This window comes from Sphingomonas naphthae, from assembly GCF_028607085.1.
Classification (GTDB): domain Bacteria; phylum Pseudomonadota; class Alphaproteobacteria; order Sphingomonadales; family Sphingomonadaceae; genus Sphingomonas_Q; species Sphingomonas_Q naphthae.
In genome coordinates, this window is record NZ_CP117411.1 from 584864 (window position 1) to 598000 (window position 13137).

Below are 13137 nucleotides of genomic sequence, written 5' to 3' on the forward strand. Positions count from 1 at the left end.
AGGCCCAGAATCAAAAGACCCGCCAAGTGTGCATATCCTTGCGGACAGAGGCCTGGCGGGTTCGATTGACCGTTAGATAGGCGCGGGAATCCTACTTTTCAACTAATAAACGCGGCTTGTGCGGCGCTGTTGCGCTGGCCCCGTGGGAGAGATTGTAACGCGGTCTGAAGGCGCTCTCATTAGGGGTTAGGCGGCGATCGCAGGCTGGAGCAAGCCGACAGGGTGCCTGCAATTGATCATGTATGTCATGCTTCGCATTAGTGGGCCAGCGACGGCGCGAAGCGCGGCACCGGATCTGCGGTCACCACCATCCGCGCCAACCTCATCCCTCTCGCCAGGACCGTGGGGCGCCGCTGGACCGGCCCACTCGCCCGTGACGAGCCACATCTCGTAGTAATAAAGCCATTCGTAGGCCCAGGGCAGAAGCTTGGGGGCCGCCTGTCGCCCAGGCACCATGATCTCGTCCGGCGGATAGTAGAGACATAGGAGCGCACCGTTGGAATCGTCCCACGGCCCGTAGAGGTGGGGCACTGGCAAACCGTCGGCTGAAGGCCTCACGGCGCCGCCCAGCACCCGCACCGATGCCGGCCGCCACGGAAAGGCCAGATCGGCGTCGGCCGATCCGAAACTCAACTCCAGGCGGATATCGTAGGTCTGCGCCATTGGGCGAAGTTTGCCCACCCAGACGCCCGTGCCGCGGAGGCTCGGCATGCGCCTGAACCCCGGGAAATCGCGCTTGATCGCTTCATCCTCCAGACCCAGCGCGAATTCCGCGAACCGGGCAGTATAGGTAACCCCGTCCATGCCAGCGGCATGGACGGGACGCGTCCATTCCCGATGTCCCGGCGCAGCGATCACACCGGGTCGCCGAAGAAGCGATGCTTCGGCGCCATTATGGGCTTGGCCGACGAGGCCGCAGTGCCCATCCCGCCGGCCGCCGCCACGGCGAACATCCCCTCCCGGCTCTTCGCCGCGGCGCGTTCGCTCGCCCGGTGATAGCCCTGCGCCGCGGCGTTCTCGCCAAACAGGTCGCGGATGATCTGCTTCTTGGCCACCTGCGTCCCCTCCTCGAGTAGCTCGTCGAGCTTCCTCGCCAGATGGTTCAGATCCTCGGACAGCATCCGCTGCGATTCCGCCCTCTTGGGCCAGCGGTCCGACAGCAGGTCCTCCCGGCATGCCGGATTTTCGACGTGCAGCGGCTGCGCTACGATGGGCGCCATATAGGCGGCCACCGATCGCAGGTCAGCGAGCAGGCCGCGCCCCTGCGGCGCCTCTGCGGCGATCTTCGAAAGGAGGACCGAGGGCATGCGATCATAGTCACGCCTGTCGCAGTGGATGTCGCGGAACCGCTTGAGGAGCTGCACCGAGAGCAGGCGGGTCGTCTTCATCTCGGCCGGCTTCTGCTGCGGCACGGGGACCGTCGAGGCGTGGACCTTCCGCATGTCCATCACCACGCGGGGGCGGACCATGCCGTCGAACCACTGCGCGAACCCCTCCGGATTGGCCAGCGCATGGTCTGGACGTTCCGGATGCACGTCGAAGATGCCGATCGTGCGCGCCTGCCGGCCGGCAACCAGCACGGCCGGCGTCACGTCGAGATGCATGTTCTCATACCAGAGCGTCACGCAGCGCTTCTTCACCTCGAGGCGCTTGAACTGCAGTCGTCCCTTCGCCTTCTCCAGCGCCCTTGCGACGAGCGCGAGCACCTGATCGGGAGCGGTGAACTGGTGAATGCTGAGTTCAAGGAGAAGGTCGATGTCGTAGTCTTCGCGATCGTCGTAGGCCGAGATCGTCGAAGCCATCCTGAAGGAGCCCTGCGGATAAATAACGGGGTCGAGATGGGCGAGGCCGCTGATCTCCTCGTGAATGTAGGCGGCCACCACGTTGAAATGCGCGACCGCCTCCTTGTAGGCCGTCGGGCTGATTTGGATCTTCTCGGCGACGTCGCCGAGAAGATCGTCGTAGAACTGGCGCAGAACGTCGCCGTGGATCATCTCAAGTCTCCTGAACCTTGGCGGGATGGCATGGGACGAATGGCTCCCGCCCGCCTAGCAGGAAGCATTCGTTGATCCTGGGCATCAGAGCGCGCGCGTTGGAGCGACCCATCCGGACCAGTTCCTCCAACCGGCGCGCATCATCCAGCGCGTAGTGGCCCGCGGGCACCTCGGGGCAGACCCGGATGAGATGCGGATTGGTGTGTGGATGTCCCAGCAGGAGCTTCGCCGTCGCGTGGCTGAGCCTGTCCTGCCCGTCGAACAGCGTCTGGATCAGCCACTTCACGTCGCGGAAACCGACGACCCGACGGGCGGGCGTGATCGAGGACGTGCAGCCCAGCGAGAGAAGGCGCGCCTCGCGCATGTCCCAGCCGAGCACGGTGGCGCCCTCCAGCGCGGCGACCCCCATCGGATTGTTCGCCCAGACACCGCCGTCGAGCAGGTGGGCCGCGCCGTAGAAGCTGTGCGCGGGAAGATAGGTCGGCGCCGCCGCGGTGGCGAGCGCGGCATCGAGCATCGGCACCCGCCAGTCCACGGCTAGCCGTTCGTGGTGGGCGGTCTTGAAGACGTACAGCCCCCCGTTGGCGGAGTCGTAGGCCGGGATGACGATCCGAGTGAGCGCATCGCCTATGCGGCGGTCGCCGAAGACGACGCCGAGCTCGGCACGCAGGGCGTCCGCGTCGTATTTGGAGGTGCGAAGCTGCCGCATCGAGCGCCACGCGCGACGGAGCGTCGCCACCATCGCGGCGAACACCCCTTCGCCCGGCTCCTGATCGAAGATGCGCGGACCGCGCGTGAGGTAGAAGTCGAGGATCTCGGCTCCGCTCAGCCCGGCCGCCAATCCCAGCGCGATGATGCCGCCGGTCGACGTGCCGGCGATCAGATCGAAGTTGTCTACGATGCGCTGCCCCGAGACCGCCTCGATCTCAGCGATGAACGCCGCGGGCATCGCGCCCTTCAGACCGCCGCCGTCGACGGTCAGAATCCGACGGGGTCGGGACTTCCGTCCCGCATCGGCCTCCAGGCCGATCATATGGCCCACCTGAACATTTCGGCAGATATAGTGAACGACGATCTGCTTGTAAACACCCACGGCCGTAGCGTAAGCTACATCTTACGCGACGGGTTGGTCCGCCGCCAGGAGATGCGAATGCCATTGTCCACGAAGCTCAAGGAGCTCCGTGCGCGGAGCCGCGAGTCGCTTCAGCAGGTGGCGGACGCGGTCGGTGTCTCGAAGGCGCACATCTGGGAGCTCGAGCGGGGAACGAGCAAGAACCCGGGGCTCGATCTGCTCAAGAAGCTAGCCGAGCATTTCAAGGTCAGCATCGCCTTCCTTTCCGACGACGAGAAGGAGGAGAATCCCGCCGCCCAGCAGTTCTTCCGCGAGTTCGGAGGCGAGCTCTCCACCCGGGACTGGGATACTCTGCGCACGGTCGCCGCGAGCCTGAAAGGCAAGGCCGGTTGAACGAGGAGCTCCTCATGGAGCTCGCGGACTGCGGTTCGCCCGAACGGCTGCTGGGCGTAATCTTCCAGCACCATCCGACCTGGAAGCCGCCGATCGATGTCGAGGCCTTCGCGCTTTCGGTCGGCATCCTGGAATTCAGGGATCTTGAGGTCGACGGCTTCGTCGGCGCGCTCATGACCGACCTTGAAAAGACGAAAGGCATTATCCTCTCGGCCAAAGGGATGGGCCATCGCCGCCGACGTTTCACGATCGGTCACGAGTTAGGCCACTACCTGATACCAGCGCACAGGGGCGACAAGAGCTGCACGTCGGCCGACTTGAGAGAAATGAGGCGCGATACACTCCATCGGCAGGAGGAGGCCCAAGCGAACCGCTTCTCCGCCGGCCTGCTCATGCCAAAGCCCTCGTTCAAGGCGCATGTCGAAGCCATGGGCACCCCGGACATTTCCCATCTTCAGCTGCTCGCCAACACGTATGATGTCAGCCGCGAAGCAGCTGCAAACCGCTATGTCGAGCTGTCGCCGGAGATGTGCGCGTTCGTGTTCGTGAAGGATGGAAGAATCCGATATCCGCGCCCCGGCAGGGAATTCCCAGCGATGGCGATCCGATCCGGGGATCGAGTGCCTCAGCCGATCCCACGTGGAGCGCTTGGTCCCGTCGCCGCGGCGGAATGGCTTCAACCGACGTGGGCAGGTCGGCCGCCGACAATCCTAGCTCAGCAGGTCGACCAATCGGACGGCCATGCCACTATTCTCCTGTTTATAGACTCCGACGAATTCGAGGAGACTGTTGAAGAGGACGGCCTGATCGACTCCTACACGCCACGGTTCCGTCGATGACCGGCTGGGCTATTACGATCGAGAACGCTGAGTGGGTCAGGCTATGGCCGCATCGATCTGCCGCGCTACCCCGCCGCCGCGATCCAACTCCGCCCACAGGAACACCACGCTCCCGCCGCTCACCTCCTGCAGCCGTGCACCGATGTTGCGCTTCTCGCGGCTGTCGGCGTTGTCGGTGCGATCCGCGCCCTTGTACTCGATGATGAGCTTGCGGCCGTCGGTCAGCTCGGCGACGAAATCGGGATAGAACAGGTCGGTCGCGGTCGGTAACGTGTAGGACCAGGTGGTGCGGTCGACATTGCGGACCCAGCGGTGGATGGCGGGATGGTCGTCGATCTGCACCGCGGCCATCCATTCCTCGCCACCATGCCGGAGATCGCCAACCTGCGCGAACAGGTGCTTCCGCGGTCGCCACGGGCCGGCATAGAGCGTGCGTGGATCGTAGCCGGCCTTGCTGAAGCTGAAGCCGTTCTCTCCGAGCGCCAGCACCGGCGCGATACTCTCCATCAACAGCTGGACGCCGCGCGCACCGGCTTCGTGACGAAGCTGCGCCACCCGCGCCACGATCGCGCGACGCAGCGCGTGCTTGCCACGGACGAGCTGGGCGAGCGGGATCCGCTCGGCGACGCCCTCCACGACACGGCGGCAATATTCGAGGAAGATCGGCTGGGCGATGTCGCGCTGGCGCGTCGTGCGGTCGAGCCAGCGGGAGAGCGTGGCAACATCCCAATGGGTCGCGTCGTCGAGCGCCAGCTCGGCGGCGGCGTCGATGCGGCTGTAGACGACCTGATCGCCGTCCACGTCCATCTCGAACGTGTCGGGCCGGTCGGTCAGCGCGAAGCCCGGCAGGCCGGTATCGACCTGTCGCAGATCCCAGCCGCCCACATCGACCAGCGTCTCCGGGAAAAGGATCTCGAGCTGTCCGTCACGTTCGATCGCGAGGCGGGGGAGCGTCAGCACCTCGCCCTGCTCGGCGGGTGACAGGCACGCGGCGCGCTGGACGAGGAACGCCTCCATGGCGGCCACCGGTGACGTCTCCGCCGACGCGATCGCCGACGCCACGTCACGCAGCACCGCGTCGGGTGCAGCGGTGTCGAACGTGATCGCCACGCCGTCCGCGCCATCATCGGCGATCCGCGTCGCCGCGACCATCTCTGGCGACCAGTCGCTTTGATCGGGGCGCTCCTGCACGTGCAGCACCGGGAGTTCGGGCCGGGTGAACAGCGACTGGTCCTCGCGCCATTCAAACGTCTCCGGCTGTTCGACGATCGCCTCCAGCGCGGTGCGCTCGTCGAAGCCCATCGCGGTCAGCCGATCCTTCAGCCCCTCCGCCGCTTCGAAGAAGTTCTTCTCCGAGACGTGCGCATAGGCGCGGTTCAGCTCCTCGGACGAGCGGCGCGTGGCGAAGGGCATGCGCAGCACGCGGCCGAGCAGCTGCTCCACCGCGCCGCCACTGCGGATGCTGGCCAGCGAGCAGAAGACATAGGCGAAGGAGCAGTCCCAGCCTTCCTTAAGCGCGTCGACGGTGATGACGTGCTCGATGATGCACGTGGGATCGAACAGGTCGATGCCGTCGAGCTCGCGCTGGCTGCCGGTCGCCACCGCGATCCGGTCCTCGGGGATGCGGCAATCCTCGATCAGGTGGCGCCTCACCACCTCCACCGTCGCCTCCGCACCCTCGCGCGCCGGCTGCGCCTGATAGAGCGAGATCGGGCGTATCCCACCGCCATCCCTGGCGGCGATGCTCTCCAGCCAAGCGCGGTTGTCGACGGCATGGGCGATTGCCGCCTGCCAGCTGCTATGCTGCGAGAGGTGGATCGGCAGCTTGATCATGTCCGCCGCCTTCAACTCGGCGGCGGTGGCGGAGACGATGACGTTGGAGCGCACCGGCGTGGCGGTGAACTCCACCACGGCGGCGGGAGCGAGCCGGCCGAACGTCTCGCCGGACAGCGTCGAGGTGAAATTGTGCGCCTCGTCCACGATCACCAGCGGCCGGTGCAGCTTGAGCAGGTTGGCGAAGCTGGCGATCGGCTTGCCCCGTCGCGGCCCGGTCTCATGCCGGGCGAGGTCGACGGTTGCCGGCAGCGCAGCGAAATGGGGCTCCAGTTCCTCATCATCGCGATAGACATTCCGATCGGCGACGTTGTTCACGCGGAAGGACTGGACGGTGGCGACGATGACCGTTGCCGCATCCGCCATATCCTGGGGGCGAAGCTGGCGGCGTTCGTCGATGCCATGGACACGCACCGCGCCGCCGAAAGCCGCTTCCAACGCTTGCCTGTAGGGATGGCCGATCTTCTTCAAAGCGCCCAGCGTCTGCTCGGCGATGGTCGTGGAGGTGACGAGCCACAGCACCACCGGGAAGCGTGGCGCCAGATACGTATCGCGCGCCACGCCGACGGCGTGCGCGGCGAGCAGGGTCTTGCCGCCGCCGGTGGGGAGCCGCAGGCAGCAATAGGGCACGTCCGGCAGCCCGGCGAGCGGGCGATAGGCCGCACCATAGGCACCCGGCTCGCCCACCGCGCAGGCGGCGGCATAGGCCGTTGCGTGGTCACGGATCGTCGCCTGATCGAGGAAGGCCCGCAGCGTTTCGAGCGCGCGGCGCTGATAGTCCTTCAGTTCCATCAGCGCGCCCTCACGTCGTAGGGCGTCTGCTTGAAGGTTACGCCGCCTTCAGCCAGCCGCGCGGGGCCGAGCTTGCTCCATTCGCCATAGATAGTGAGCGGGCCGTCCCAGCCGCTCTCCTGCCGGATTCGCACGAGCAATGCGGCCGTAAGGACGTTGCCGCCGCTGACCGAACGATCGCCGAGGATGCCGTTGTAGAGAAGGGCGAAGCCCATGCCGTCGTGAACGCCGAGGAACGGCGAGCGACTGGCCCGGTCCTTGCTCTCTCTCTCTCTCTCTCTCTCTCTCTCTCTCTCTCTAACGCAGGCCCAGCAAATGGCGTGCCGGTTTCGTAGAACCAGATATGGCTGGCGAGCGTGGCGTACAGGACGCCATCCGCAATATGGCCATCGGCCTCGAACACCGCCGCGCCCAGCCGGTAGAAGCGAAAGCCGCCACCGCCGGTCCATCCGACCGCTTCGGACACGCCGCCCTGTTCGCCCGCGATCACCTTGCCGAGCCGAGGCTTGCAGTGCGTCTCGGCATGATCGCCCATCTCGATGCCGATCCAGCGTCGCCCCATCTTGTGCGCCACCGCCGCCGTCGTGCCGGAGCCCAGGAAGCTGTCGAGCACGAGGTCGCCGGGATTGCTGGCGATGTGCAGGATGCGCTGCATCAGGCGTTCGGGCTTGGGCGTACCGAAGCTGACTTCGGCGCCAAACAACGCATTCGCCTCCTTCTTGCTCTCGTCCGTGTGGCCCACTTCTTCGTGCGGCCACCACGTCCACGGCACCAACCCCTCGACTTCGGAAAGGTAGCGAATGACGCTGGGCTGAGCGTTGCCGTCTCGTCCCCAATAAATGCGACCGGCGGCTTCGAGCTTCCGAAACTCGCCTTCGACCATGGACCAGCACCGCCCCCCCGGCGGTCGGTGTGATCGACCGTTCGGAGCGACGATCTCATACATCTGGTTCGGTCGGAAGCCCTGCGCGGTCATCGGCAGTCCGCGCCACCGCTTCGCCGGATCAGTTTCACTGGCGTTGTCTGGGTTTCGATAGATCTTGGCCTGCCGCTCGTCGAGCGGCAAACGGTTGCGATCCGTTTTGAATAGATCCGGCGACTTGGCATAGACGGCAATGTATTCATGCACGTCGCCGATGGCGCCGCGGTTTTCCCGCGAATACCGCTTCTGCCACACCGGACTTGCGACGAAGTTGGCGCGACCGAACACCTCGTCCATCACGACCTTGAGATAATGGCCCTCATTGTCGTCGATCGACACCCAGATGCTGCCGTCCTCCGCCAGCAGTTCGCGCAGCAGCACGAGGCGCGGATAGATCATCGCCAGCCACTGGCTGTGCTCGAGATTGTCGTCGTAATGCTCGAACGCGGACCGCGTATTGTAGGGCGGATCGATATAGATGCACTTCACCGCACCCTTGTAATAGGGCAGCAGCGCCTTGAGCGCGTCCAGGTTGTCACCCTGGATCAGCATGTTGGCAACGTCCGCGTCGCCACCGTCCAGCGCGGGCACAGCTTCCAGCAGCCGATACGGCACCATCGCCGCCGTGCGCACATCCTCCCCGCGCGTCATCCACTCCAGTATCGGCACGCAACCCCCAAACTGATGCGGCCGACGCCGCGTTTACCATCCTAAGCTATCGGCCAATACCGGCCGAAGCACGTCTTAAGCACGTCTTAATACGGCACGTCATCGTCTTCGTCGGCCAAGGGGGAAACCACCTTGGCCGCGCTCGGCGCCGCGATCTTGTTCCCAGTCGCATGTTCCCATTCCTCCGGCGTCAGCTGGATGATGCGAACGACGCCGCCTTCCTGCCACGGCGACTGGAATTCGCGCTGGTGGTAGATTTTGACGGTGGACTGATCCGCAGGAAGGCGGTGAGCGAGCAGAAATGCCCAAACGTTCAATTCCGATTTCGGCAATGAACTGCCGGTCCGGAGAGCCCAATCCGCCATCAGTCCGCCCCAAGCGATGTAGGTTTCCCTCCGATCCGTGCCGAAGGACGGACGCTGACGATCTACCGTGAAATCCGCCATATCGGTCGAGGGCGGAAGGGGGCACGGGCTCGGGTCGATGTTATCGCCCGGGTCCACGTCAACCAGCTCGAACCCCGCAATGAACCGGGGCAACTGGCTCCACGAGGCGACCGGAACGTCGTCATATCGCTCGAAGGCTGCGTCGCCGCTCTGCGCTCGCCGCTCGACATTGTGGTCGCGGACGGCCTGCGCGAGCGCCTTGCCTAGGTTGCGGCTCGCCGGATGAATGTCCTTTTGGCCGACGCCTTCGGCCGACACATGCTTCCAGAGATCTTTGACATATTCAGGGACGCTATCCGTCTCGATACACGCAAGCCGGATTTCATCACCGATCAGCCGTCTCGCGTGTTCAATCTCACCCTCTGTGCGCTTCATGCGGTTGAGAAATTGGCTCAGCGAGACATAGCGAGCTGCCAGCGCAGCAACCCGCGCGTCGCGACCCATCTTATCGTCGAGCGCCGGGAAGCCGTGATGCTCCGGATCGAGGTTAAGCGCATCAAGCGCGATCTCCAGGCGATCGAAATCACCCGTGTCCCGCACGGCCATCGCCGCTTCGGCCAGCTCCTCGAACTGGTCGCGAAGCTCCCAACTGTCGCGGGCGTCTCGCGCGGCATACCAAGCGTTAGACTTCCTCATCGCATCACATCCGTTAGATATGGACCGACGTGGCCATGTATCATCTATTTCTAACGTAGCATGGAAAAGCCCGATTGATACCTTTTTTATGTGAAAGCGTTAGAAAAGGTAGATTCTATGCCATCCGAAGTAATTTCTAACGCCCTCAGAGCGCAGAAATTTTCAGGCGCAATACCGCAAACGTGGGGCAAAGCCTCACGTTTGCTGCGGCCCCTCCGGGGCGGGTCGGCTCACATCCGTTCGCCGGGCGGGGCACCATCATGGTGCCTTGATCGGACGCTCTGCGTCCTCGGGCGCCCCGCTGCGTCTGCGACCGCATCGGGGCTGTGGCTCGTCCCGCTTGGGACGAGCCAGGTGCTTACCTATAAGATCCGACCTTGTCGGAGATCGAACATGAAGGACCTCTACGACGCGCTCAAGCTGCTCGCTCGACGCTACCATAGCCGCTGGAGCGCCCTCGACGATGCCCTCACCCGGATCCGAGCAAGCGATGGCGAGGGACGCAACACGCCGGGGGAACCCGCCAGGCGGATGCTTCTCAACGCCTTCCGAGTGCAGACCTATGTCGAAGATACGCGCGATCGATATCGCACCGACATCACCAACGCCAAGCGCAAGCTCGCGAAGCCGCTTGCCGAGGCGCTTGGCCATATCATCACCATCGAACTCGGCGAGGAGATGCTGGCGGAAATCGACGCAGCCGAAGGCCGTCGCCTGACCGAGCTTGGCGAAGCCGAGCAATGCGAGAGGCCTAGCGCCGACTACGGCCCCTTGATCGACGCGCTTCACAAAGCTGGCGTGGCGCGGGGCAACTACACCGCGCTCACCCCTGTCGAGATCGCGGCCATTGCACGGTACATCCGCAAGAAGATCGATCAGCGCCTCGCCGAGTTGCCGCCGATCCGGACCGGGGCCGAGACGCACAGTTCGAAAGGTCGGCTTCACCCGTTCTGGAACGCATACGGGCTTCCAGAGGATGGTCAGGGAAGCTGAGCGGAAAAGGTGTGTTTCGCGCCGAGGCTCCGGCGCTCTGATCGTCCCCGCGGGCATCGACCCGCTTCCATGATGATGAGGCAGACCATGCGCGATCCGACGCGCGGGCCGGGCAGCGTGCACGCGCCCGGCTCGATTTTGAGTTACGACATAGAGACCATCTCTCCCCAGTTGCGGGACGGATCCTTTCCGCCATGGCCGACGCATCGGCCAGTGGCGATCGGCTTCGCCACGGCCTGGCAGGATGCGCAGGGCTGGTCGTTCGACATCGCCGCCATGGTCGTTAGCGATGGCTTCGAGGAAGCCGACCTGCTGCGGGAAGCCGACCGACGCATGGACGGCGCCGGCGTCGTGACCGGGTATAACTCGCGCCAGTTTGATGCCCTCGTCCTCCGGCTCGCCGCCCAGAAAGCGCGGCTGTGGTCGTTGAAGGCGCTGGCCGACCATGCCGCCGCCAACCGGTTCGGGGCCGAACATGCCGATCTGGCGGATCTCTATGCCAGCTACGGCCGGAAGGTCGCTTTGGCCGGGCTCTGCGACGAGATCGGCATCCCGGTGAAGACATCGACGTCGGGCGGGGATGTCGCCGTCCTGTGGGAAGCCGGCGAGACCGGCCGCATTCGCGACTACGTGATAGAGGATGCGGTCGCCACGCTCTGCCTGTTCTTCGCGTGGACGGCCGCGCGGGCGGGTGACGAAGCGCTGGTCACCCAGCCGATGGCGGCGCTTGCCCGGCACATCGAAGCGACACCGGACCTGCATCATCTGCACGCCTTCGTGGACTGCGCGCTGATGCGCTGGTGCCGCCCGCGGGCGATGAAGGTCGACATCGCCGCTGCGCTCCAACGCATGACCGCAAAGCTCAAGCGACAGGAGGACGAACGCGCCTTCGCCTCCTGATCATCGCCATCGTCACCAGCCCATACGGCCCGGTCATCTCCGCGATGGCCGGGCCGCTTTCATTTCGAGGAAAGCCATGACCACCGATACCGCCATTCTCGCCACCGCCTGGATCAACCAGCCGGCCCTCGGGCAAAGGCCCGCGCGCACTTTGCTTGTGGGCGCCGCCAGACTCTCGGTGTTCTACAGCTTCGGCAGCCTCGGCTTCGACCTGCAGGCCCACTCCACCACCATCACCGACGATCCCGCCGAAACCATCTTGTGGCTCGCCGACGCGCTCCACATCCCGCCTCAACGCTTGCTGCTGTGGCGGGCAGAGGACATCGTCGTGCCTTCCTTGGTCGCCGCCGCCGAGACGGCACGCGACGCGGTGGCCGGTGCCCGCATGCTGCGCGAGCTCGATCTCGCCTTCACGGGCGAGGTGATCGATATCGCCGAGACGCATGGCGGTGCTGCCGCCACCTCGTTCGACGCGATCGCGCATCGCCATGGCTTTCTGGTCGTACCGATGTCGAAGGTCGATCTCGCCGAAGCGCACAGGACCGGCAATCACGGCGCCATCCGCAAGCACCTCGCCGCGCGCGCCATCGCGACGTGGCGGCTCTGGCTCGCCGGTCAGCCGGACGCCGAGAGCCTGATCGAGAAAACCGAAGCCTGGCTGGCCACGCCGAGCGCAGAGGTGCGCCTGTGATCGAGATCATCGAGGGCAAGCCCCATATCCGCCCGTGCCGGTCGATCCCGGCCGACGGAAACGAGCTCAACGACTGGGTCGCGTCCATCAGCACGCTCTACGAGCCGCTGACGACGATGATGCCGCTCGCTGGCGCGCCCATGCTGTTGCCGGACCGCCCAGGCGGCGAACCGCGGATCGCCGCACGGTTGCGGGCCGAAGCCCCCTGGATGGGCGCTGCTATCGACTTGGTCGCCGACCAGGCGGCCATGTCGCTATGGGCGGGCCGGCCTTGGCTGTCGCTGCGGCCGATGCTGCTGGTCGGGCCACCCGGCGCCGGCAAGACGCACTTTGCCCGGCGGCTGGGTGAGTTGTCGGCCTGCGGCAACGCGGTGCTCTCGCTTGCGGGGGTCAGCAGCAACGCCGAACTCGCCGGAAACCCGCGTGGCTTCAGGCATCAGCAGCCCTGCTTTCCAGCGTGCGTGATCCAGGCGACCGGCAAGGCCAACCCCGTCGTCGTGATCGACGAGGTCGAGAAGGCCTGCGCCGGTCTCGCCGGTGACCCCGTCGCGACCCTTCTCGGCATGCTGGAGCGATCGACCGCCAGCCGCTTCTTTGACGGCTGTCTCGCCGCCGAGGTCGACATCGGCCACGTCAACTGGATCCTGACCGCGAACAGCATCGCCCGGCTGCCGGCGCCGCTCTTGTCGCGACTGCAGGTCGTCGAGGTTCCGGGGCCTGCGCCTGAACACGCCGAGATCGTGCTCGCCACTCTGTGGCGGGACGTCGCCCGCGACCTCGGCTTGGCGCCAGCGGCCCTGCCGAGGCTCGAGGCGGCGGCGGAAGCCCAGCTTCTCCGCCTGTTCCGCAACACCCGCTCGGTTCGCCGGCTGCGCCGGGCGATCGAGACGGTCGTCGCCGTGTCCGCACGACACGCGCCCCGCGCGGTCAACTGATTTTCCGCGAGGAAAGAACAGG

Annotated in this window: 12 protein-coding genes; 6 read left to right on the forward strand and 6 right to left on the reverse strand. The window is 65.4% G+C overall.

Going from position 1 to position 13137, the window contains the following annotated elements; translation table 11 throughout:
- Positions 1 to 186: 186 nt before the first annotated feature.
- The 3 genes from PQ455_RS02795 to PQ455_RS02805 are packed head-to-tail and all read right to left on the reverse strand — an operon-like array spanning position 187 to position 3087.
- Entirely contained in the window at positions 187 to 804 is a 618-nt protein-coding gene (locus PQ455_RS02795; protein ID WP_273689003.1) for a type II CBASS E2 protein, read from the reverse strand.
- Positions 805 to 854: 50 nt separating this feature from the next.
- Positions 855 to 1994, reverse strand: a complete 1140-nt coding sequence (locus PQ455_RS02800) for a nucleotidyltransferase domain-containing protein (RefSeq protein WP_273689004.1) — start codon at positions 1992 to 1994, stop codon at positions 855 to 857.
- 1 nt (position 1995) lies between these two features.
- Positions 1996 to 3087, reverse strand: coding sequence for a CBASS cGAMP-activated phospholipase (locus PQ455_RS02805; protein WP_273689005.1), 1092 nt, complete (start codon positions 3085 to 3087; stop codon positions 1996 to 1998).
- 63 nt (positions 3088 to 3150) lie between these two features.
- On the opposite strand from PQ455_RS02805, the gene PQ455_RS02810 reads away from it, so the two are divergent.
- Positions 3151 to 3459, forward strand: coding sequence for a helix-turn-helix domain-containing protein (locus tag PQ455_RS02810; protein ID WP_273689007.1), 309 nt, complete (start codon positions 3151 to 3153; stop codon positions 3457 to 3459).
- 14 nt (positions 3460 to 3473) lie between these two features.
- On the forward strand, positions 3474 to 4298 hold the full coding sequence (locus PQ455_RS02815; RefSeq protein ID WP_273689009.1) for an ImmA/IrrE family metallo-endopeptidase: 825 nt from the start codon (positions 3474 to 3476) through the stop codon (positions 4296 to 4298).
- 36 nt (positions 4299 to 4334) lie between these two features.
- Here PQ455_RS02815 and PQ455_RS02820 read toward each other — a convergent pair whose 3' ends face one another.
- From PQ455_RS02820 to PQ455_RS02830, 3 genes are all read right to left on the reverse strand, one after another.
- On the reverse strand, positions 4335 to 6923 hold the full coding sequence (locus PQ455_RS02820) for a DEAD/DEAH box helicase (protein ID WP_273689011.1): 2589 nt from the start codon (positions 6921 to 6923) through the stop codon (positions 4335 to 4337).
- Between the two features lie 37 nt (positions 6924 to 6960).
- A complete protein-coding gene (locus tag PQ455_RS02825; protein WP_273689013.1) occupies positions 6961 to 8514 on the reverse strand; it encodes a site-specific DNA-methyltransferase in 1554 nt (517 codons plus the stop codon).
- Positions 8515 to 8600: 86 nt separating this feature from the next.
- Positions 8601 to 9596, reverse strand: a complete 996-nt coding sequence (locus PQ455_RS02830; protein WP_273689016.1) for a hypothetical protein — start codon at positions 9594 to 9596, stop codon at positions 8601 to 8603.
- Between the two features lie 393 nt (positions 9597 to 9989).
- On the opposite strand from PQ455_RS02830, the gene PQ455_RS02835 reads away from it, so the two are divergent.
- The 4 genes from PQ455_RS02835 (at position 9990) to PQ455_RS02850 (ending at position 13115) form a co-directional block, all read left to right on the forward strand.
- A complete protein-coding gene (locus tag PQ455_RS02835) occupies positions 9990 to 10589 on the forward strand; it encodes a hypothetical protein (protein WP_273689018.1) in 600 nt (199 codons plus the stop codon).
- An 87-nt stretch (positions 10590 to 10676) separates the two neighbouring features.
- Positions 10677 to 11489 carry a 3'-5' exonuclease family protein gene (locus PQ455_RS02840; RefSeq protein WP_273689021.1) on the forward strand — a complete coding sequence of 271 codons (813 nt, stop codon included), beginning with the start codon at positions 10677 to 10679 and terminating at the stop codon, positions 11487 to 11489.
- Between the two features lie 76 nt (positions 11490 to 11565).
- Positions 11566 to 12180: a hypothetical protein gene (locus tag PQ455_RS02845; protein WP_273689023.1), complete on the forward strand. Its 615-nt coding sequence runs from the start codon at positions 11566 to 11568 to the stop codon at positions 12178 to 12180.
- Positions 12177 to 13115, forward strand: coding sequence for an AAA family ATPase (locus tag PQ455_RS02850; protein WP_273689025.1), 939 nt, complete (start codon positions 12177 to 12179; stop codon positions 13113 to 13115). The genes PQ455_RS02845 and PQ455_RS02850 overlap by 4 nt, the downstream gene beginning before the upstream one ends.
- The last annotated feature ends 22 nt before the right edge of the window (positions 13116 to 13137 follow it).